The sequence below is a fragment of the Ferrimonas sp. genome, from assembly GCF_048263965.1.
Classification (GTDB): domain Bacteria; phylum Pseudomonadota; class Gammaproteobacteria; order Enterobacterales; family Shewanellaceae; genus Ferrimonas.
On sequence record NZ_JBLXDO010000031.1, the window covers coordinates 14,149 to 34,590 of the forward strand.

At 60.5% G+C, this 20,442-nt stretch carries 22 protein-coding genes; all 22 read right to left on the reverse strand.

Features of this window, described 5'->3' with window-relative positions; translation table 11 throughout:
- Nucleotides 1-203 precede the first annotated feature (203 nt).
- The 22 genes from flhB to ACN0RV_RS18645 all read right to left on the reverse strand — a co-directional run bounded on the left by flhB (nt 204) and on the right by ACN0RV_RS18645 (nt 20,196).
- The gene (flhB, locus tag ACN0RV_RS18540; protein ID WP_417349975.1) at nt 204-1,367 is read right to left on the reverse strand and encodes a flagellar biosynthesis protein FlhB; all 1,164 of its coding nucleotides are present in this window, start codon (nt 1,365-1,367) and stop codon (nt 204-206) included.
- On the reverse strand, nt 1,367-2,152 hold the full coding sequence (gene fliR, locus ACN0RV_RS18545; protein WP_417349977.1) for a flagellar biosynthetic protein FliR: 786 nt from the start codon (nt 2,150-2,152) through the stop codon (nt 1,367-1,369). Before fliR ends, flhB begins: the two co-directional genes overlap by 1 nt.
- Nucleotides 2,152-2,421 carry a flagellar biosynthesis protein FliQ gene (fliQ, locus tag ACN0RV_RS18550; protein ID WP_136854335.1) on the reverse strand — a complete coding sequence of 90 codons (270 nt, stop codon included), beginning with the start codon at nt 2,419-2,421 and terminating at the stop codon, nt 2,152-2,154. Before fliQ ends, fliR begins: the two co-directional genes overlap by 1 nt.
- Nucleotides 2,418-3,170, reverse strand: a complete 753-nt coding sequence (gene fliP / locus ACN0RV_RS18555; protein WP_417349979.1) for a flagellar type III secretion system pore protein FliP — start codon at nt 3,168-3,170, stop codon at nt 2,418-2,420. Before fliP ends, fliQ begins: the two co-directional genes overlap by 4 nt.
- Nucleotides 3,167-3,541, reverse strand: a complete 375-nt coding sequence (gene fliO, locus ACN0RV_RS18560) for a flagellar biosynthetic protein FliO (protein ID WP_417349981.1) — start codon at nt 3,539-3,541, stop codon at nt 3,167-3,169. Before fliO ends, fliP begins: the two co-directional genes overlap by 4 nt.
- 1 nt (nt 3,542) lies before the next feature.
- The gene (gene fliN, locus ACN0RV_RS18565; protein ID WP_417349983.1) at nt 3,543-3,950 is read right to left on the reverse strand and encodes a flagellar motor switch protein FliN; all 408 of its coding nucleotides are present in this window, start codon (nt 3,948-3,950) and stop codon (nt 3,543-3,545) included.
- Nucleotides 3,943-5,010, reverse strand: coding sequence for a flagellar motor switch protein FliM (fliM, locus tag ACN0RV_RS18570; RefSeq protein ID WP_417349985.1), 1,068 nt, complete (start codon nt 5,008-5,010; stop codon nt 3,943-3,945). Before fliM ends, fliN begins: the two co-directional genes overlap by 8 nt.
- Before the next feature lie 10 nt (nt 5,011-5,020).
- Entirely contained in the window at nt 5,021-5,530 is a 510-nt protein-coding gene (gene fliL, locus ACN0RV_RS18575; protein ID WP_417349987.1) for a flagellar basal body-associated protein FliL, read from the reverse strand.
- A 49-nt stretch (nt 5,531-5,579) separates the two neighbouring features.
- Complete coding sequence (locus tag ACN0RV_RS18580; protein ID WP_417349989.1) at nt 5,580-7,448, reverse strand: flagellar hook-length control protein FliK; 1,869 nt, start codon at nt 7,446-7,448, stop codon at nt 5,580-5,582.
- Between the two features lie 135 nt (nt 7,449-7,583).
- Entirely contained in the window at nt 7,584-8,027 is a 444-nt protein-coding gene (gene fliJ / locus ACN0RV_RS18585; protein WP_417349991.1) for a flagellar export protein FliJ, read from the reverse strand.
- A 10-nt stretch (nt 8,028-8,037) separates the two neighbouring features.
- Nucleotides 8,038-9,378, reverse strand: coding sequence for a flagellar protein export ATPase FliI (gene fliI / locus ACN0RV_RS18590; RefSeq protein WP_417349993.1), 1,341 nt, complete (start codon nt 9,376-9,378; stop codon nt 8,038-8,040).
- Nucleotides 9,365-10,324, reverse strand: a complete 960-nt coding sequence (fliH, locus tag ACN0RV_RS18595; RefSeq protein ID WP_417349994.1) for a flagellar assembly protein FliH — start codon at nt 10,322-10,324, stop codon at nt 9,365-9,367. Before fliH ends, fliI begins: the two co-directional genes overlap by 14 nt.
- A 3-nt stretch (nt 10,325-10,327) precedes the next feature.
- Complete coding sequence (gene fliG, locus ACN0RV_RS18600; protein WP_417349995.1) at nt 10,328-11,383, reverse strand: flagellar motor switch protein FliG; 1,056 nt, start codon at nt 11,381-11,383, stop codon at nt 10,328-10,330.
- Nucleotides 11,376-13,115 (reverse strand): flagellar basal-body MS-ring/collar protein FliF, encoded by a 1,740-nt coding sequence (fliF, locus tag ACN0RV_RS18605; protein ID WP_417349996.1) that lies wholly within the window; start codon nt 13,113-13,115, stop codon nt 11,376-11,378. The genes fliG and fliF overlap by 8 nt, the downstream gene beginning before the upstream one ends.
- Nucleotides 13,116-13,133: 18 nt before the next feature.
- Nucleotides 13,134-13,448, reverse strand: coding sequence for a flagellar hook-basal body complex protein FliE (gene fliE, locus ACN0RV_RS18610; protein WP_417349998.1), 315 nt, complete (start codon nt 13,446-13,448; stop codon nt 13,134-13,136).
- A gap of 68 nt (nt 13,449-13,516) precedes the next feature.
- Nucleotides 13,517-14,860, reverse strand: coding sequence for a sigma-54-dependent transcriptional regulator (locus ACN0RV_RS18615; protein ID WP_417350000.1), 1,344 nt, complete (start codon nt 14,858-14,860; stop codon nt 13,517-13,519).
- Nucleotides 14,857-15,894: a sensor histidine kinase gene (locus ACN0RV_RS18620; RefSeq protein WP_417350001.1), complete on the reverse strand. Its 1,038-nt coding sequence runs from the start codon at nt 15,892-15,894 to the stop codon at nt 14,857-14,859. The genes ACN0RV_RS18615 and ACN0RV_RS18620 overlap by 4 nt, the downstream gene beginning before the upstream one ends.
- A 146-nt stretch (nt 15,895-16,040) precedes the next feature.
- Nucleotides 16,041-17,474 (reverse strand): sigma-54 dependent transcriptional regulator, encoded by a 1,434-nt coding sequence (locus tag ACN0RV_RS18625; protein WP_417350002.1) that lies wholly within the window; start codon nt 17,472-17,474, stop codon nt 16,041-16,043.
- 207 nt (nt 17,475-17,681) lie between these two features.
- On the reverse strand, nt 17,682-18,083 hold the full coding sequence (fliS, locus tag ACN0RV_RS18630; RefSeq protein ID WP_417350003.1) for a flagellar export chaperone FliS: 402 nt from the start codon (nt 18,081-18,083) through the stop codon (nt 17,682-17,684).
- 1 nt (nt 18,084) lies between these two features.
- A complete protein-coding gene (locus tag ACN0RV_RS18635; protein WP_417350005.1) occupies nt 18,085-18,405 on the reverse strand; it encodes a hypothetical protein in 321 nt (106 codons plus the stop codon).
- Nucleotides 18,402-19,760 carry a flagellar filament capping protein FliD gene (fliD, locus tag ACN0RV_RS18640; RefSeq protein WP_417350007.1) on the reverse strand — a complete coding sequence of 453 codons (1,359 nt, stop codon included), beginning with the start codon at nt 19,758-19,760 and terminating at the stop codon, nt 18,402-18,404. The genes ACN0RV_RS18635 and fliD overlap by 4 nt, the downstream gene beginning before the upstream one ends.
- A gap of 34 nt (nt 19,761-19,794) precedes the next feature.
- Nucleotides 19,795-20,196, reverse strand: a complete 402-nt coding sequence (locus ACN0RV_RS18645) for a flagellar protein FlaG (protein ID WP_417350009.1) — start codon at nt 20,194-20,196, stop codon at nt 19,795-19,797.
- Between the last annotated feature and the right edge of the window lie 246 nt (nt 20,197-20,442).

Below are 20,442 nucleotides of genomic sequence, written 5' to 3' on the forward strand. Positions count from 1 at the left end.
CAGCGAGCTTATAGCCAGCAAATGCTGGGGCATCCACAGAGATCTGAACGGCTTCTATTTGAACCTGCGGCCAAGTGCAGATATCACTGCGAAGTGCTCAACAAGCTCACTCGCACCATCGTCTTCCCGGCGCAGGCCGGGATCCAGTGGCTTTGGTCAGGAAGGTGGCTCATTCAAAAGCAACCTAGGCACGGATAACCGCCCTATTCCCGCTCCAGAGGGTTGCCGTCGTTATCCACCTGCAGCTCGTCGGGGATCGGCATGCGGTCAGGCAGGGGGATGGGCCGGCGGCCGCGGCCCTTCTGAAACTGCTTGAGCTGGAACACGTAGGCCAACACCTGGGCCACGGCGGTGAACAGCCCGTCCGGGATCTGCTTCTTCAGCTTGGTGGAGTAGTAGATGGCTCGGGCCAGCTGGGGAGAGCTGATCACCGGCACCTCGTATTCCCGGGCAATCTCCCGGATCTTCAGTGCCACTTCGTCGGTGCCCTTGGCCACCACCAGAGGGGCCCTGGCCTGCTCCTTGTCATATTTGAGCGCCACCGAGTAGTGGGTCGGGTTGACCACCACCACGTCCGCCTTGGGCACTTCGCTCATCATCCGCCGCTGGGACATCTCCCGCTGCAACTGACGGATGCGGCCCTTCACTTCCGGGCGGCCCTCGCTGTCCTTGTGCTCATCCTTGATCTCCTGCTTGGTCATCTTCAGCTGCTTGTTGTGGTTCCACACCTGATAGGGAGCGTCGATGATGACGATGATCAGCAGGGAGCAGCAGAGGAAGGTGAACAGCTTATTGAGCAGGGAGACCGACCCGGCGATGGCGGACAATGGGGTACCGGTGGAGATGGACATGATGTCATCGAAGTAGAGGCTCAGGAGCATCCAGGCCACCAGGGCCACCACGGAGAACTTGGCGATCGCCTTGACCAGCTCCACCACCGCCTGGATACCAAACATCCGCTTGAAACCGCTCAGCGGATTGAACTTGCTCATCTTCGGTGCTGCCGCCTTCCAGCTGAAGGTCATCCCCCCCAGCAGGATGTTGCCCACAAAGGCGGCCACGGAGAGGAACAGCACGAAACCCAGCACCGGCAGGCCGACTTCGGTCAGGATGCGACCGAAGACCATGGAGAGCTCCCCCACGTCGAACACCTGCTTACGGCTGAGGGTGAACAGGGAGGTGGCCACCGACATCAGGCTGTTGGCCATGGCCTGGCCGAAGATCATCATGGCGACCGCCGCCCCCACCAGCACGAAGGTGGTCCCCAGCTCCTTGGATCGGGGAACCTGGCCCTTCTCCTTGGCCTGCTGTAATCGTTTCGCCGTGGGTTCTTCTGTTTTTTCCTGGTCGCTGCTGTTTTCCGCCATCAGCGCACCTCACATTGCAGTCTGAGCAGGGAACAGAGGGTCTGCTGGCCGTTGTCCCAGGCCGCCTCGAAGTGGGGCATGAAACCTGAGAGGGAGAGCCACAGGATCAGCAGACCGGACAGCATGGTGATGGGAAAGCCGATGGCAAAAATGTTCAGCTGCGGCGCCGCCCGGGTCATCACCCCGAAGGAGAAGTTGATCATCAGCAGGGCGGTGGCCGCCGACAGGGCCAGGGTCAGGGCCCCGGCAAACATCAGGCTGCCCCACCTGGCCAGCTCCATGAAGTTGTCGGGCAGCAGCCCCTGCCCCACCGGCAGGGTGGTGAAACTGGCCACCATCATCCGGATCATCAGCAGATGACCGTCCACCAGGAAGAAGATCAGGGTCGAGAGCAGCAGGAACAGCTGACCCACCAGAGGCACCTGCTGACCATTGCTTGGGTCCACCATGGAGGCGAAGCCCAGGGAGGTCTGCATGCCGATGATCTGGCCCGCCAGAATAAAGGTGTTAAGCACCAGCAGGGAGACAAAGCCGGCGGCGACGCCGATGAGGATCTCCTGGGCGGTCACCAGCACCGCCTGGGCGGAGAGCAGTTCGATGGGCGGCGGCGCTGGCAGCACCGGAGCCACTGCGGCGGTAATGGCCACGGAGAGGGCCATTCGCACCCGGGTCGGTGTGGAGGAGCCGCCGATGGTGACCATCACCATCAGCATGGAGCTGATTCGGATCAGCGGCCACAGCAGGGCCCTGAGCCAATCGAAGATCACCTCCAGTGGCAGCTCCATCAGCCGATCACCGAAGGTATCCTGTCCACCAGTTCGAAGGTGAACTCCATCAGGGTGCGCACCAGCCAGTGGCCCAGGAAAGCCAGGGTCAGCAGGGTGACCAGCAGGCGCGGCAGGAAAGAGAGGGTCTGTTCGTTGATGGAGGTGGCCGCCTGGAACACCGCCACCACCAGGCCAATGAGCAATCCGGGCACGATGATGGCGGAGACCATCATCAGGATCACATAGAGGGCGTGGCGGAACAGATCGACGAAGGCTTCCGGGGTCATGTGCCCACCCCGAAGCTTGTGGCGAGGGTTCCCATCACCAGGCTCCAGCCATCCACCAGCACAAACAGCATGATCTTAAAGGGCAGCGACACGATCATCGGCGACAGCATCATCATACCCATGGCCATCAGCACCGAGGCCACCACCAGGTCAATCACCAGAAAGGGCAGAAACAGCATGAAGCCTATCTGGAAGGCGGTCTTGAGCTCGGAGGTGACGAAGGCCGGGATCAGCACCCGCAGGGGTGTATCCTCCGGGCCGTTCAGTCCGGTCACGCCGCTGATCTCGATGAAGGTGTTGAGATCCGACATCCGGGTCTGGGAGAGCATGAAGGCTTTGACCGGCACGCTGGCCCGCTCCAGGGCCACCACCGCGGTCACCTGCTCCTCCATGTAGGGCACCACCGCGTCTTCGTAGACCCGGTCCATCACCGGGGTCATCACAAACAGCGACAGGAACAGCGCCATCCCCAGCAACACCTGGTTGGACGGCGTCTGCTGCAGGCCCAGGGCCTGACGCAGAATCGCCAGCACCACGATGATGCGGGTGAAGCTGGACATCAGCACCACCATGGCGGGCAGGAAGGTGAGCACCGTCATCAGGCCGAGGATCTGCAGCGACACGCTGTAGTCCTGGGTGCCATCAGGGTTGGTGGTCACGGTGACGGCGGGGATGCCGGTGTTGGCCAGGGCCAGGGCCGGCATCATCAGCGGCAGCAGCAGGGCTGCCCAGGTCAGCAGGCGCCTCATGATCTGGGCTCCTTGTTCACCCGGGAGAGCACCTTGGCAAAGTCGGCGCCCTGGGGCGCTTCGATGGGCGTCTCCAGCTTGTCCAGCAGCTGAATGCCGCCGGCGCTGACGCCAATCAGGTACTGCTGCTCCCCCACCTGAATCACCGCCACCCGCTCCTTGGTACCGAGGGGAAGGCTGGCGATAAGACGAATCTTGCCCACCAGTTTGGTGGGCAAGTTCATTTTGCGGGCAACCAGGGCCAGAACCAGTATCAGGGCCACCACGCCCACCAGGGTGGCGATGGTGGTGGCCAGCTGCTCGCCGGAGGAGACCGGCTCAGCCGCGGCGGGCAGGCTGAGCAGCAACAGGGGCAATAGTAGGAATCGCATCTTATTTGAGTTTCTTGATTCGCTCAGTCTGGCTGATCACGTCGGTCAGGCGGATACCAAATTTTTCGTTGACCACCACCACTTCACCGTGGGCGATCAGGGTACCGTTGACCATCACATCCAGGGGCTCACCGGCCACCCGGTCCAGCTCCACCACGGAGCCCTGGTTCAGTTGCAACAGATTGCGGATGCTGATGCTGCTGCGCCCCACCTCCATAGAGATGGTAACCGGGATATCCAGAATGGAATCCAGCTTCTTACGCTCATCGTCACTGATGCTGCTGCTGGGCTTTGGCTCATTGAAATCCTCGAGCTCAACCTGCTGGATCGCATCATCCTGCTCTGCCAGGGCCGAGGCCCACTCATCCGCCAGGTCGTCCTGGTTAAACAGATCGTCGTCGTTACTCATCACTTGAGCTCTCTTTCAGTTTTTCCAACATTGTATGGGCCATGTCGCTTGCGCTGCCAGTGCGACCCTGCATCAGCTGCAGTTCGGACTTAAAGCTTTCCGGCCGCGGAATGCGCTCGGTGATCTGGATCGCCTTGTGGTCACCGGCGCGTCCCAGGCGTCCGCGGAAGGTGGGCAGTTCCTCCACCCGAACCATCATCTCTTCCGGCATCTCCACCGGAATGATGTCGCCCACCTGCAGCTCCATGATGTCATTCAGGGACATCTCGGTTTCCAGCAGGGTGCCGGAGAACTCCACGGGCACATCCAGGATCTCCTCCTGCAGCGCCTTACCCCAGCGCTGATCCGTGTCCTGCTTGTCGGATTGCACACCGGCATCCAGCAGTTCACGAATGGGCTCAATCATGGAGTACGGCAGAGTGATGTGGAAGTCCCCGCCACCGCCATCGAGTTCGATGTGGAAGGAGGAGACCACCACCACCTCGGTGGGGCTGACGATGTTGGCCATGGCCGGGTTCACTTCGGAATCCAGGTACTCGAACTCCACGTCCATCACCGGAGACCAGGCCTCTTTGTAATCCTCGAAAACGGTTTTCAGCAACAGCTGGATGATGCGTCGCTCGGTGGGGGTGAATTCACGCCCCTCAATCTTGGCCTGGAAGCGACCGTCGCCGCCGAAGAAGTTGTCCACCAGGATGAAGACCAGGCGGGCCTCCATGGTGATAAGGCCAGTCCCCTTCAGGGGGCGGAAACGCACCATGTTCAGGCTGGTGGGTACGAACAGGGTGTGCACATACTCGCCGAACTTGATCATCTGCACGCCATTGATGGAGATCTCCGCAGAGCGTCGCATCAGGTTGAACAGACTGATCCTCAGGTGACGGGCAAAGCGCTCATTCACCAGCTCCAGGGTGGGCATGCGCCCACGGACGATGCGGTCCTGAGAGGAGAAATCATAGGTCTTGGCATCGGGACCGCCAGACTCTTCAATATCCTCTTCGACCTCATCTACCCCGTGCAACAGGGCATCGATTTCGTCTTGGCTAAGCAGATCGCTCATTCAGACTCTCTTATTGCATTACAAAGCCGGTAAACAGGACCCGTTCCACCACGAGCCTGCCGGTAATTCCCTGAAGGGTGGTCTGCACATTGATCAGCGCCTGGGTACGAAGCTCCTCTTTGCCCTCACGGGAGGAGAGTTGCTTGGCATCGGCCTCGCTGAAGGTGGAGAGCAGAGAGTCCTCAATCAGGGGGATATGTTTCTTGGCAATCTCCTGGTCCTGGTAGCCACGAACCTGGATCTGCACCTTAATCTGCACCAGATAGCTGCGCTTTTCGCCGGGCAGATTGAACAGGAACGGCCGTGGCATCCCCACGTAGAGGGCATCACCCGGAGTCAGCGGCGTGCTGATCTCCACCTGCTCGGCGCCCTTTTCATCGTCATCGCTGAGAAGCATAACGACCCCGGCCACAATGGCCGCCAACAGGATGCCGGCACCGGCAATGATGGCGATCATCAGCCACTTGGGGCGCTTTTTCGGCTCGTTCACTTCCAGTTGTAAGGACTCTTCTTCTGCCATCTTGTCAGTCCATTTTCTCTAAAACCTGTTCAGGGTAACATACCCCGAATTACGCGTAATAATCGATACCGCCATCGGCGTTACGGCCGGTCATTTGCTGGACAGTGACCAGGGCCTCATCACTGGCCTCGACCATACCATCTCCCCCCATGGCCAAGCCATCGGCCCCGGCTTCGCCCTCCTGGGTGCCAGCCTGACCGCTACCACCATGGCTGACCTGGGTGTCGGCCAGGGTAATCCCTTGCTGAGCCAGCATCTCGCGGAGGCGGGGCAATGCCTGTTCCACCATCTCACGGGTCTGGGCCTGCTGGGTATGGAGCTGCACCTGAGCCTGGTCGCCGTTCATCTGAATCTTGATCTGCAGGGCACCCAGCTCTGGCGGATCCAGACGAATCTCCGCCTGACTGGTGCGACTGTTGATCATCATCATCATCCGCTCTCGCAGCTCCGGAGCCATGCGCTCCGCCGCGACCGGCTGCCGCATGGCGGCCTGCTGAGCCTCGACCTGGGCGGGACGACCTGCCTCAGGGGTTCTGCCATGCTGCATACGATGGGCCGTGTCCAGTTCCACTCCCTCGCCATGCTCTGCGCTGGCCGCCAAAGGCGCCGCCTCCGGCAGCTGGGTCTGGGTCGCCAGGGTCATCTCGGCGGTAACCTGGGCGCTTCGCAAGCCGGGCTCAGCCTTGGCTTGAGTGCCCTGCAGGGCGCTCACCTCTTTGGCCAGCTCCGGGTCCAGCCTTTCGCCAGACAACTTCTGAGTGGCTGGGGCCTGGGCCATGGCTGTAGTGTCGCCCATGGCCTGGCGGGAAGCCGCATCCAATTTCTGAGGCAGGGGCTCACCATCGAGTTTGGTCTGAACCTCCCGGCTGCCCTGCAACTGAGTCAGGAGTTCACTGCCAGAGAGCGTCTTGGGGCCCTCTTTGGCGTCGGTCTGGGAGGACGCCTTGCCTTCGGCAGCAGCGTGCGGCTCGGCCTTGACGCCACCTGGCGCAGGCGGAGTCTCTTTCAGGTCCAGTTTGGCAACCACCTTGGGGCTGTCTGAGGCCTCGGCGCCCGCTTCGCCCTGGCCATCAAGGGTCTCACCCTCGCCACCAGGTTGATTCAGCACGGCAAAGGGGGAGGCGTCGGTCTTACCCTGAGACTGCTGGCCCTCGGACTTCGATTCGGCCAGTGCCTGCTGAGCCCGCGGCGTCGCGGATGTCGCCTCTGCCCGGCTCTCCTGTCCCCGCTCTGAGGGGCCTCGTCGAAGCTTCGCCTCACCGGCGACCTTCAAGCCGGGAGTATCGGGCTTCGGGTACTCACTGTCGGCAGACGGGGCTCCCTTAACCGGGTCAACCTTGTCCAGGGGCTGTTTCGCCTGCTCACCCTCCTGACTGATCTTAGTCGCAACCGTATCCGTCTCTGCCGCAGTCGTCAGCGTGGCCTGGCTGCCTGCCTCAGCAGCGGAATCGGTATCCTCCCGACTCTTGCCGGGGGCAGATTGTTGCCGCTCTGGCTCAGTCTGGGTTGCCACCTTGGGCAAGACTGCTTCCTGCAGCTCAGGGGTCTTCGCATCTGTGCTTTCAGCGGCGTCGGGGGCGCCCTCCAGTGGCGGCAGAGACGTTGGCTCGCCACTCTCACCGCCCTCACCTTCCAGCGCCTGCTCATCGGTTTTCAGCTTGGGCTGGGCATCGCCCGGGCTGTTGCTCTTCGAAGAATCGGTACGGTCATCAGCCTTGGCAGGCTCGACGCCCGTCTTTGAAGCCTCTGATAATTCTGTTTTTTTGCCTTCTATGGCCTGGTGCTGCGCCTCCTTGCCCTGACTGGCGTCTGTCGCATTCGCCAGCGCCGCCTCGAAGCCGTCGTCGGACGAGCCCTTTGAGGCGGGTGCGGTGCTGAGCACCGAGGGGGTCTGAGTGACCTGCAGTCGAGCTTCCATAGGTCCTTACAACTCCTGGCTGACAATGGAATCGGCAGAGGCCGATGACGGCTCTACGTTAATGCCAAGTTAAGAGCAAGCTTCGTGCCACAACTTTGAACCGACACCAACAGGCTCAGTTCATCTCTGAAGACCCTAAGTCTGACGGCGGAGAAACTGCTGCAGGGCGAACTCGTCCAGCTCAACCTGCTCCCGCCTGTCTGCCCGGGCACGCCGGCGGGCATGCTCCTTATCGATGAGCAGGGCCAGGGCTTTCTGTTTCTGCTGAATCTTCTGCCACTGCTGCTGAAACTGACCCACCGCCTGGTCTGCGGCCTGGATCTGCTGATGCTGCTGATCGATGGCACCGTCCAGGCGGGCAACAAAGTGGTAGTACTGCTGATAATGGTTGGCCGCCAGCTTATCGCCGGTCTTCTCCGCCGCCTGGCGCACATAGTCCATACGGAAGGCTTCCAGGCTTTTCAGCTGCTCTCGCAGGGCGTTGGCCTGAGACTGAGCACTGCGTAGCTGCAACTGAGCCGCTTCCAGTTCCTTATCCGCCAGTTCCAGTACCTTTGCCAGCTGCCTGGGATCCGCCATGGCTTAATCCCTAGTACTTGCAGTTGGCCGCAAGCCGGGCCAGTTGCTCCAGGCTTGCGGTGTAATTGGCGGGACGCCGCATCTCCTGGCGCAGGAAGGCGTTGAACGCTGGTTGCATGGCAATCGCCTTATCCACCTTAGGATCCGACCCCTGAGAGTAGGCACCGATGGCAATAAGATCCTGATTCTGACGATAGGCGGACCAGAGCTGCTTGACCATCTGAGCGGCAGTCTGATGCAACTGCTCGGTGACCATGGGCATCACCCGGCTGATGGAGGCCTCGATGTCGATGGCCGGGTAGTGGCCACTCTCCGCCAACTGACGGGAGAGCACGATGTGACCGTCAAGGATCGCCCGGGAGGCATCCGCTATGGGATCCTGTTGATCGTCCCCCTCGGTCAGTACGGTGTAGAACGCGGTAATGCTGCCCTGGCCCGGGCCGCCGTTACCGGCACGCTCAACCAGTTTCGGCAGCTTGGCAAATACCGAGGGCGGATAGCCCTTGGTGGCCGGCGGCTCACCAATGGCCAGGGCGATCTCCCGCTGCGCCTGGGCGTAACGGGTCAAAGAGTCCATCAGCAGCAGGGTGTTCTTGCCGCAATCCCGGAAATACTCGGCGATTCGGGTGGCGGTTTCGCAGGCACGCAGCCGCATCATCGGGCTGTTGTCCGCCGGGGCGGCTACTACCACCGAGCGGGCACGACCTTCGGGGCCGAGGATCTCCTCGATGAACTCCTTCACCTCCCGGCCACGCTCCCCCACCAGGCCAACCACAATGACGTCGGCATTGGTGCCCCGGGTCATCATCCCCAGCAGCACGGACTTACCCACACCTGAGCCGGCGAACAGGCCCATACGCTGCCCCTGCCCCACGGTCAGCAGGGCATTGATGGTGCGCACGCCGGTATCAATGGGCTGGCTGATGGCCCGGCGGGCCATGGGGTTGAGCAGGGGCGCGCTGTGGGCGGCGCGGTGGCGGGTCTTCAGCGGGCCCAGGCCGTCGATGGGTTCGCCGTTGCCATCGATCACCCGGCCCAGCAGGGCATCGCCCACGGCCAGGCCGCGTCGGCCACCAATGGGCGTCACCCGGGCTCCGGGCAACACGCCCTTCATCTCTTCGATGGGCATCAGGTAGAGAAGTTGATCATCGAAACCGACCACCTCCGCCAGGATCTCGCCGGAGAGGGTATCGATGGAGCAGAGTGAGCCCACAGGCGCCCGGCAACCCACGGCCTCCAGGGTCAGCCCCACCACCCGCAACAACTGGCCTGAAGCCACCGGCTTGTTGCTGGCCACATTGTGGTGCCATGCCTTAAGGCGCTGGGTGAGTCGTTGACTACGCTGCTCCATGACCCGGGCTCTCCTGGGCTGCGTCAGCCTCGGGGTCAGCAGACTGAGTTGGGGCCTCGGCCTGTTCCGGCGGCTGCGCTGCGTCGCTTTGTGCGGGCGCGTCGGTCACCTCAGGCTGAGGGGACACGCTCTGGAACTGGGGGTAGTCAGGCTCATCCACCGCGGGACGAGGCTGATTGATAAACTGACTGAAGATGGTCTCGATGCGCTCTGCCAGGGGCATGGACACCTCGGAGCGTTGGGTCAGCACCTTGAGGCTGCCCCTGCTGAGGCTGGGTTCCAGCTCCAGCTGCCAGTGGCGCCGGGCAAGCTCTTCATCACCGTAGCTGTCGCGCACCAGTTGCATATCCTCGGCGCACAGTTGGATGGTGACCTTCTGATCCCGGCTGGGCAGGGCATCCACCGCCTGGCGCAGGGCCAGCAGCAGCGGCTCGGATTGGCTCTTCACTTCGCAACCGATCACCGCACGGGCCAGATGCAGGGTCAGTTCCACCAACTCCTGTTCCACCTGATTATCCACCGCCTGAAGGGGAGCCACCAGTTGGTTCAGCAGGGCATCCAACTGAGCCACCTGAGCCTGGATGCGGGCTCTGCCCTCCTCCAGCCCCTGTTCCAGGCCCTGCTCGTAACCCTGGGTGTGCCCCTCTTCCAGCCCTTTGAGACGCCCCTCTTCCAGGCCCTTCTGGGTGCCCTGGTTCAGGCCTTCGTCATAACCCTCCTGGCGGGCGTCTTCGCGGAGGGATTCGATCTCCGCCAGGGTGGGAGGCGCGGGAGCCTCCTCTTCGTCGGCCTGAGGCTCGGGTTCGCCGCTGGCGATGTTCAGTGCCAGAGTGGAGGGTTCGGCGATCTCCTCCCCCATATCAGGCAGCTCCCACTGCTCCGCTTCGCTGGCCTCTATCTGGCCAGCCAGGCGGCGGTTGAATTTGACCCGGGATTCCTGGCTCATGGATTACAGGAACTCTTCGCCACCGGCACCGCCCAGCATGATCTCGCCGGCATCGGCCAGGCGCCTGGCCACCGCCAGCACCTCTTTCTGAGCCGCTTCCACTTCGGAGATGCGTACCGGTCCCATCGCCTCGAGATCGTCCCGAACCAGCTCGGCCTGACGCTTGGACATGTTGCTGAGGATCTTCTCCTTGAGCTGGTCGTCGGCACCCTTGAGGGCACGAATCAGCACCTCCTGCTGCAGGTCGCGCAGAATCACCTGCATCGCCCGGTCGTCCATATCCGCCAGGTTCTCGAACACGAACATCAGATCCTGGATCTGCTGACCCAGCTCTTCGTCGGTGTCGCGGATCGACTCCATCAGCTGACCCTCTACACCGGTATCCAGGTAGTTCATGATGTTGGCCGCCGCCTTCAGGCCGCCCATCTTGGCCGCCTGGGCACCGGCCTGACCGGCGAACTGCTTCTCCATGATGTCGTTCAGCTCCTGCAGGGCAGCAGGCTGCACCTCCTCCAGATTGGCGATACGCAGCATCAGATCCAGGCGTACACGCTCGGTAAACTGGCTCATGATCTGAGCCGCCTGATCCGGTTCCAGGTAGGAGAGGACGATGGTCTGAATCTGCGGGTGTTCGTTCTGAATGATGTTGGCCACCTGACGGGCGTCCATCCACTTCAGGGAGTCCAGGCCGGTGGCGCCGTGGCCCATGACGATCTGGTCAATCAGGTTGCCCGCCTTGTCCTCACCCAGGGCCTGGGTCAGTGCCTTACGCACAAACTCCTGGCTGTTGAGGCCAATGGAGGAGAACTTCTTAATCTGTTCCAGGAACAGGCGGTGGACCGCGGTCACCTTATCCTGGCTGAAGTTGTTGATGCCCGCCATCACCATGCCCACCTTCTGAACATGCTTCGGCTCCAGGTTTTTCAGAACCTGGGCAGCGTCGGACTCGGACAGGCTGAGAAGCAAAATGGCGGTCTTCTCAATCCCGTTCAGATTGTTGACATCAAAGTCGCCGGCCGGGGTCACCGCCCCGCCTTTGGTCTGTGGCAGATCAGGCATCTTCTTCCAACCAATGTTTAACTACCTGGGTCGACAGCTCAGGCTCGTTGGCCACCAGGGCACGGATGGCCCGCAGCATGTCGTCGTCTCTATGAAGGTCCGGCAGCAGAATGGAGCCATCTTCCGCATAGCTGTAATCGCCTTCGGTCTGGGCCAGGACACCCAGGGTATCGGTGGCGTACTGGTCCTCTATCTCCGCCAGCTCCTCGCCAGGCTCCAGGGCCTTGGTCTTGTCGCCGTCGGGGTTAAGCAGACGGTTGATCAGCGGGCGCACCACCACCAGCAGCAGCACCACGATGATGATCAGGCCTCCGCCCATCTTCAGGCTACGCCAGAACCAGGGCTGCTCCCACATCGGCAGCTCCGGCTCCTCCAGGGAGATCCCTTCGGCGAAGGGGATGGAGATCACCTCCACCAGGTCACCGCGCTGATTGTTAAAGCCGATGCTGCCCTCCAGCAGTCGCTTCAGGCTGGCCAGTTCCTCGGCGGAGCGGGGCTGGGGCCGGGCAGGCTCACCTTCGGCGCCGGGCATCAGGGCGTAATCCACCGCCAGGGAAACGGTCACCCGGCTGACCACGCCCACTTGCTGGCGCACGTGGCTGATGGTGGAGTCCAGTTCATAATTTCGGGTTGCCTCAGAGCGGTTTCGGCGATTGCCCTGAACCAAGCTTTCATTCACACCCACGCCCGCTTCCTGAGGAATGGCCGATTCCATGGGGGGCTGGTTGGTCAGGGCGCCGGGGATCCCCATGGAACCCTGGCCGTTCTGATTGTCGGTGACCACCATCTCACTGCGCAGTGAGGGCAGGTCCGGGTTAAAGCGCTTCGAGGTCTCCTCCACCGCGGAGAAGTCCATGGTCACGTCCACCTGGGCGGTGTAGTTGCCCAGTCCCAGAACCGGAATCAGGATGGAGTCGATCTTCTTGAGCATCGCCTGCTCTTGCTGGGACTCAACCTCCAGCTCCCGTCGGGCCCGGCTGGAGACGGCGTCCTGGCTGCCGGAGTTAAGCAGTCGGCCATGCTGATCGGTGACGGTCACCCGGCTGGGGGAGAGGTTGTGTACGGCAGAGGCGACGATGTCGACGATGGCGTCCACCTCGGTCTGGCGCAGTTCGGTGTTGCGGGTCAGGCCCACCACCACGGTGGCTGAGGGCTGGGCCTGCTGACGGGCAAAGACGTTGGTCTTGGGCAGGGCCAGGATCACCCGGGCGCGGTTGACGCTGCGCAGCTCTTCGATGGCGCGGGCCAAGGTCTGCTCCTGGGTGTGCTTGAGTCGGGCACTCTCCAGACGCTGACTGACCCCGAAGCCACTCTCCTGGCTAAGGAAATCCTCTTCGGTGTTGCTTTTGCCCTGAAGACCGGCGCGGGTCATCTGCAGGCGAATGTCGGCGTACAGCTCTTCGGGCACGGAGATCACGTTGCCTTCGACCTGATAGTCGATCTTCTGCTGGTCCAGGAAGTCCAGGGTCTGAACCAGTTCTCCGGTGTCCATCTTGCCCAGGGGGCGATACTCGGGCTCCTGAGCCCAGAGGAAGATGAACACCGCCATCAGCAGGAATACCGTCAGCGCCAGGATCAGCGATACCTGACGCAGGGTATCGGAATTACCCAGGGCCCCTAACGGACTGGCCTTGTTCTCCTCGACGGCACCGCTGCCCTCGCCGCCAATGGCGGGAAGGGGCGCGTCGTTACCGCCCAGGGCCAATTGTGTTGACTGATTCGCCTCTGCCACCGCTACACCTTAAGCCCGTTAGACGGGCATACTCATGATCTCTTTGTATGCTTCTACAATCTTGTTGCGCACCTGGATGGTGGCTTCGAAGGCGACGCCGGCCTTTTCTTTGGCGATCATCGTCTCCGACAGGGTGACACTGGTGTCGCCCAGTTCCATGCGGGTAGCCAGCTCAGACGCGGTCTGCTGCAGGCCATTGACGTGATTGATGGCATCACCCAACAGGGACTCGAAGTCACCCGCCGGACCCGCAGTGGGCTTGAGGGCATTGGGGTCTGCCTCCAGCGACATCTGTTGCATCTCGCTGATGAGGGGATTAGAGCCGATCTCCATTGTGCACTACTCCTGGTTACACCTGTTCATCAATCTATCTACACGGCGGGGGGGCAAGTGTGCAGCCTTCAGGCCGGCAATTCAATCCCCATGTCCCGCATCTTGGCCAATTTGTACCTCAGGGTACGGGGGCTGATCCCCAACTGCTCGGCCACCGCCTTGCGGCTGCCGCCATTTTGTTCAAGAGCATCCACAATAATCTGATGTTCTTGAAGTTTTAACTCGTCACCCAGGCTGTCAGGCTTGGGCTCCACCTCGGGTTGAACCCTGGGTGCCACACTGGGCATCTCCATGGTGTCGATAAAGAGGTCGCTGGCCCCTATGGTGTCCCCGACGCAGAGGATCAGGGCACGCTGGACCACGTTTTCCAGCTCACGAACGTTGCCGGGCCAGTTGTGGGCCTTAAGCTTCGCCTTGGAGGCGTCATCCAGGCGAGGAACCACCCCCTTGGCACCCAGGTGACGGCCCAACAGGTGCTCGGCCAGAGGCACGATGTCACCAGGGCGCTGACTCAGGGGCAACCAGTTCAGGGGGAAGACGTTCAGCCTGTAGTACAGGTCTTCGCGGAAACGCCCTTCGGCGACCGCCTGCATGAGATCCCGGTTTGAGGTGGCCAGTACCCGCACATCCAGCTGGATGGTCTTGCGGCTGCCCAGGCGTTCCACTTCCCGCTCCTGCAGGACCCGCAGCAACTTGGACTGCAGACCCAGATCCATTTCGGTGATCTCGTCCAGCAGTATGGTGCCGCCCTGGGCCTGCTCAAACTTACCGGCACAGGCGGCAACGGCACCGGTAAAGGCGCCCTTCTCATAGCCGAACAGGGTGGCTTCCAGCATGTTTTCCGGAATGGCGGCACAGTTGATGGCCACGAAGGGGGCGTCGGCTCTGGGGGAGCACTGGTGCAGATAGCGGGCCAGTACCTCTTTGCCTGAGCCACTGGGGCCGGTGATCATCACCGAGGCGTCGGACTGGGCCACTCGCTCAGCCAGACCCAGCAGCTTGAGGCTGGCCTCATCAGCCACCACGGGCTGATGAACCTCGGCGGCAGGGGCCAGCAGGTAGCGCTCCACCTGATGCAGCAGCACCTCGGGGGCGAAAGGCTTGGCCAGGTAATCGTTGGCGCCGCAACGCATCGCTTCAACGGCAGCGTCGATGGTGCCGTAGGCGGTCATCAACAGCACCGGCAGGTTCAGGTCCTTGGCCCGAATCGCTTTAAGCAGAGCCAGCCCGTCCATGCCGGCCATCTGGATATCGGAGATCACCATGGCGGGGCGCTGCTGACCCAATTGGATCAGGGCCTCGGCACCATCGCTGGCCTCCAGGCATTGGTAGCCACCCAGAAGCAGGGTGTCCACCAGGGCTTCTCTGAGTCCCAGGTCATCTTCAACAACCAAGATGGTGGGTTTACTCATGCAGTCAGCTCCTCATGCTGTTCGACTCGGGGAAAGGTCAAAGTAAATTGGCTGCCCTGTCCGGGCAGAGAGGCCAGGCTGACGGTTCCGTCATGGGCCCGGCAGATGGACTGGAGCACCGCCAGCCCCAGGCCGGTGCCATTGGCCTTGGTGGTGAAAAAGGGGGTCATCGCCTGACGCTGCTGCTCCGGAGTCATCCCCTTGCCGTTGTCCGCCACCTGGATCACCACCCGGCCTTTAAGCTCGCTGGTGCTGATGCGCAGGGCAGTGGCTTCCGCCTCAAGGGCGTTGTTCACCAGGTTCTGCAAGGCGCCCTGCAGGGCATTGGCGTTGGCCTGGATGCACACGTCGTAGTCGATCACCAGACTCAGGTCGGCATGACGCTGGGCCAGTACCGCCTCGCAACTGGTCTTAAGCTCCTCCAGCAAGGCAGAGATCTTAACCGGTTCGCTCTTCTGGGTGTGGCCGCCGCGGGCAAACAGCAGCAGGTCGTTCACCCGCTGCTCCAGCTCGCCCAGCCTGGCCATCAGCTTCTGCTGAAAACGGCTGCGGCCGGCCTCGTCCAACTGGGGGCTGGAAAGGTTGGCACCATAGAGCAGCGCGGCAGAGAGGGGGGTTCGGATCTGGTGAGCCAGGGAGGCCGCCATCTTGCCCAGGGCGGACAGGCGCTCCATATGGGAGACGTTGCGCTGCAGGGCCCGGGTTTCGGTGAGATCGGTGAGCATCAGCAACTGGCCGGACTCCGGCGTCAGTGAGCGGGTGGTCAGGCTGACACGACGACCGTTTTTCAGGGAGACTTCATGACCGTCGTCGGCCCGAGGGGCAAACGCCGAGTCAATGATTTGACGCCATGGGCGTCCTTCCAGCTCCATCCCCAGCAGCTCCACCGCCGCAGGGTTGGCCTGTTCAATCACACCCATATCGTTGAGCAGCAGCACACCCGCAGGCAAACACTGCATCAGATGGTGCAATCGGCTCTCCGCCTGATTTTCTGATCTCTCCTTGGCCTCTGGGGTGATTTGGCTTAACGCCATGTAGTCGTCCTGTCAAAAATTCGTAAATGGTCACGCAACGCACAGAATGTGCAGGTTCCATGCCAGATATTGGTGGAGAGTGAAGGCCAGCATACAAAAAAAGGCTTTCCGATCGAGACCGGAAAGCCTTTTTCTGTGATCTGGGTTCAGGACTTGCCGAGTCCGTACTTGCGCATCTTCTCAACCAGGGTGGTACGACGCATCCCCAGCATCTCGGCCGCCTTGGCCACCACGTTGTTCTGCTGCTCCAGTGCCTGGCGGATCATCTCCACCTCCAGGTCGGCCAGCATATCCTTGAGGTTGACGCCATCTTCAGGCAGTTCGGAGGAGAATCGCTGCTCTGGCAGCTCCACCGGTTCTTCACCGGAGAACAGGGCCGCCAGGGCATCGCGCTCCTGCAGCTCTTCCGGGTACTCGGGAGAGAACTGAGGCACATCCACATGGCGGTACTTCATGGGCAGATCGTTCACATCCACCAGGCTGTTGGGGTAGAGGATCACCATCCGCTCCACCAGGTTGGACAGCTCGCGAACGTTGCCTGACCAGGGGTGGGCGGTCAGGGACTCGACCGCACGCATGGTAAAACGAACGGCACCCTTGCCCTCCCCTTCCAGGCGGCTCACCAACTCCTGCAGCAACAGAGGAATGTCCTCTTTGCGCTCACACAGGGCGGGCATCTCGATGGGGAACACATTGAGTCGATAGAACAGGTCCTCACGGAACCGGCCCTTGTCGATCATCTGTTCCAGATTCTGGTGGGTGGCGGCAACAATGCGCACATCAGCCTGAAGCGGCTTGGTGCCACCAACACGTTCGAAGGTCTTCTCCTGCAGCACCCGCAGCAGCTTCACCTGCATATGAGCCGGCATGTCACCGATCTCATCCAGGAACAGGGTACCACCCTCGGCCATCTCGAAGCGGCCCTTACGGGTGCCAATGGCGCCGGTAAAGGCGCCCTTTTCATGACCGAAGAGCTCACTCTCCAGCAACTCGGCGGGAATGGCGCCACAGTTCACCGGGATGAAGGGACCATTACGACGCTTGGACAGGTAGTGGACATTGCGGGCCACCACCTCTTTGCCGGTACCGGACTGACCGGTCACCAGCACGGTGGCTTCGGTCTCCGCCACCTGAGACATCAGGTGACGCACTTCGGCAATGGCTTCACTGCGGCCCACCAGGCTGCGGAACAGCTTGGTCTGGTTGGCACTGGTGGGAGCAACTTCATGCCGGGTACGGTTGTACACCTGGCAGTAGTGCAGCATCTCGGTCAGTTGGGCGTAGCTGAACGGCAGGGCGATCTCGCCGACCAGGTTGGCCATCTCCTGAGGGCGGGCATCCAGGCACAGGAAGGGCTGGTGAGGAAACTCCCGGAGCACGCTGATGGCGATCTCCTTGTCTTCCTCAGTGTTGTGCCCAAAGATCACACTTCGGTATCGCTCGGCATCGGAGAGCCGTCCGGGGAGATCCCCCATTTTAACGGCTTCAACGGTTTCACCCAGGAAGTTAAGCAAAAAGTTTAGTTGTTGAAACCGGTCTGGGTTCCAATCCACTAATAATATGCTTTGTTCTGTCTGCATTACTTATCTTCCGACCACAGCTGCATCGTGGGAAATCAATCAAGATGCTGTTAAAAAACAGCCTTTATATCGGGCTCCCGGTCACATTTCACCTCTGGTGGTGATTGCCGGGAGTCCGGTTATTGTAATGGGAAAGTAGGCATTAGCAAGCAACCCGTCCTACTGACGCTTAATAAGCGGTCAGAAATCAAGGTTGCTTAAATGTAATTACGCAGGCTGCTTAATATTGTGATGTTCGGCAGGGATAGCGTCCCAGCCCTCTTTCACGGTCTTCAGCAGATCGATGACTTCGTCTATTGCTGCTGAGTCAGACTCTGCGTTGGCTTCGGCGATGCGACGCAACATGTAGTCGTAGAGAGACTCCAGATTACCGGCAACCTCGCCGCCCTTGTCGTGATCCAGGGAGGCTTTCAGGTGAGTGATGATCTCCATGGTGCGACCGAGGAGTTCCCCCTTCTTGGCCACCTGATTGGAGGCCATGGCCATCTTGGCTTGCAACAGTTTGTCGATGCTGCCGCCCAGCAGGAGCTGCACCACCTTATGGGGGGAGGCTTCGGCTTTCTGGCTCTCTACGTTTACCTGGCGGTAGGCTTTCAGGGATCCACGCATGTTACTTTCCTAATTCTACATTCTGATAGACGGAGACTTGCTGACGCCCCTTGCGGTAACCACCGAGGGCATCACGTTGCTTGTCGAGTTGAGTCTTGCCTCGCTTGGCAAGGGCCCGGGTAATATCTAACTGAAGCTTGATCCACTCCCTGTCCTGCGCCAGCTCGGTATCGAGCAATGCACCGAGACAGTGTCGACGCTCTTCGATGCGCAGGTTTAGTTGTGGCAGGAGCTCCTCTCGTCCATCCACATCCGCTTCGGCAATCTGCTCGAGCAGACCGGATATGGTCTGGGTGATCTCTTCCAGTTGCTGCTGACTCATGAGGATTTCCTGGTGAATCCGGGCAGGGCTTCAAATCTGGACGCCAGGTCCGCACTCTGTGAATTCAAAGAGGCGACCGCAGCATCCATGGCATTAAACTGCTTATAGAGTCGATTTTCATAGGACGCCATGCGCGTGGCCAGGCTGGTGCGGTCGTCTTCAATCCGATCCAGCTGGTTTTGGAGGCTGGTGTCCCTGCCAGAGATGATGCCGCCGGCACTGAGATAGGTATCCAGTGTACTGTCCATCATATCAGCCAGACCGGTGTCCTCGGCAGTGAACAGCTCGGTGATGGCCGTGCCATTGGTCTTAATGGCATCACGAAGCTTCTCTTCGTCAATCTCGAGCTTACCATAGCGGTCACTGGAGACTCCGAAGGTAGACAGCGCCCTGTCGCCAATGGAAGTGGAGAAGGTGGCCCCCAGCAGGTTCCGCATTTGACTCTGGATGTTTCTGGGCAGGGCATCGCCTTGCAAAGCGCCGGCGGTTTTGGTCTCGGCATTGTAGGAGCCCAGGTTCCCCACCGTGGTCATCATCTCGTTGTAAGAGTCAACGAATGCTTTGATATTGTTGTAGACAATATCATCGTCATTGGCCACGGTAATCTTGGTGGTCTCTCCAGCATCGGCTTTGGCGAGATCCAGGGTCACTCCTTGAATGGCTCCTTCGACCGTGTTGCTGTCTGAAGTGACCTTGAGACCATCCACATAGATAATGGAGTCCTTGGCAGGCTGAATCTCGGCAGTGGCATCGAAGATGGCGGTTAAGGCTGCATCCCCAGTGGAGCTGGTGGTAATGGTGTTTGATGTACCAGTCTCATCAGAACTCATCACCAGGCGGCTGCCGGTATCGTCGGTCACGATGGTGGCCGTGATGCCGGTGTTATCCTCGGCATCATTGATCTTCTTCATGATGTCCTGCATGGAATCGGTGGCTTCGACGGTAATATCGAAGTTGTCACCACCCACTCCCAGGGTCACGGTGCCGGCGCCGATGTCTGAGGTCACATCACTGACGGTGCCTGTACCAACTTTCTGGTTTTCAGCCAGTTGCTCCACCACGATGTTGTAGCTGCCGTTTACCGCGTCTTGATCCGCCTTGGCACTGACGTAGTCCAGTTGATTGCGGGTCACCTTTTTCTGGGCAAACTCATCCGGGTCCTGAAGCTTCTCCAACGACTCCTGAAACGTACTCATGGCGCCCTTAATGGAGCCAATAGCGGAGATCTCCGCCTGAACAGACGCCTCTCTGCTGTTGAGAGTCGCCTCGCGGGGGAGTTTCTCCGCATCCACCAAGGCCTTTACAATGCCATTAATGTCCAGTCCGGACCCTAGGCCAACCGCTGTTAACGCCATGCCAATTCCTCTACCAACTCCAGCCTAAACCAGATTAGATCTCTTCCTTCACCAGAAGCCCGCTGGCTTCAGACATTCGGGCGGCAAGTTCCAGCACCTCTTCGGAAGGAATTTGCCGGATTACGTCGCCACTGCTTGCCTCGACCACCTTCACCACACTGCGGCTGGTGTCCTCGTCGATATGGAAGCGAATGTCCTTGTCGATGGAATTAAAAAACTCGTTCATACCCCGTGTCGCCTCGGCCACACGGTCATCCAAGGCCTCTTTGCCAGACTCTTTGTCTGCCTCATGCACCTTGGAGGTTGCGGTTACCGCGTCTGCGGCCACCACCTCTGTCTGTTGCGCTTTCACCGCCTGTTGTTCGGCGGCAAGCTCAGGTTTTACGGAAGTTGTAGCAACTGCTGTGCCAACCGTACTCGTAATGGTGCTATCCATGATCCCAGTTTCCTCTTCAGATAGCCTTTAATAAATGGCGTTAGCCACCCCTGCCTCTCACCCTCTCCGTCAATGGTTTGACACACCGGAAAGGTTCTACCGCTGTCCCTAGTGTTATCGGCCTGATTAGTACAAGCTTTAGCCTTTTTTTGTCAGGTAAATTAGAGGCATAAAAAAAGGTTCATCGCGCATTACCGGGAAAAGCGGCTCGTATCTTCAGGAAGAAGTAGTCGCTGTCCCGGTATC